This is a genomic window from Vibrio sp. YT-19(2023) (assembly GCF_033337395.1).
In genome coordinates this window covers 1-794 of sequence record NZ_JAWOQN010000359.1, presented here as the reverse complement: position 1 = coordinate 794, position 794 = coordinate 1, and the positions used below count along the sequence as shown (strand labels likewise).

At 47.4% G+C, this 794-nt stretch carries 1 protein-coding gene; it reads right to left on the bottom strand.

The features are described 5' to 3' along the window. Window positions 1-743 (bottom strand): aminopeptidase P family N-terminal domain-containing protein (locus tag R7E78_RS25895; protein ID WP_318058578.1); only part of this gene is annotated, 743 nt, incomplete at its 3' end. Window positions 744-794: the final 51 nt, after the last annotated feature.

Below are 794 nucleotides of genomic sequence, written 5' to 3'. Positions count from 1 at the left end.
GCAGTCAGCTTCTTCTCTATCTCGGCTGGTAACTTTTGTTTATCTATGAACGCCGTCGCGCGGTCGCGTTCGACGATAAGATAGGATTCTGAAACCGGGCAGTAAAGCGTGTCAGCGCCACGAATATTCAGTGTCCACATCACATCGTCAAGGGTTGAAACCAATAAACAGTCCGCATGGTTTTCATTGAGCCATTTACGAATATCTGCGAGTTTTTGTTTGGTTTCTACACCAGAAAACGCAACCGGATGGTCAAAAATTTCTGCGCTCGGTCTGCTCGGGCGGTCAGTCCATATTGGCGTTATCAGATCGAGGTCGAGAACAATCTCGATGTTCTTTGGCTCAAGCGCTTGTTTAAGTTCTTGGTAAAATGCGTAGCTGATCGAGCGCCCATCCACGGCAATCGCGCTGTTTTTGTCGAGGGTATTCGCAAGCCATTTAGGAATGGTGGGGGTTTCCGGCTGACGCGCTTTGAAAAGGTCTAACCCTGTTCCATGCAATTGTTCTTCTGCTTGAATATAGTAGCGACCATCTGTCCATAATCCACCGCCTTGTTGAGTTATGACGACATTACCAGCCGAGCCAGTAAAGCCAGAAATCCACGTGCGTCCAGCCCAATGGTCAGCGGAATACTCACTATTGTGGGGATCATTGTTTGTGACGATGTAGGCCGAAACCTTGTAGTTTGCCATTGCGTCGCGTAGCGATGAAAGGCGTTGGTTAACCGAGTTTGTTGTATTCATGAAAATGTCCTAAATCATGTTTGAACAGTAAATATGATGTTGCTCAGTGCC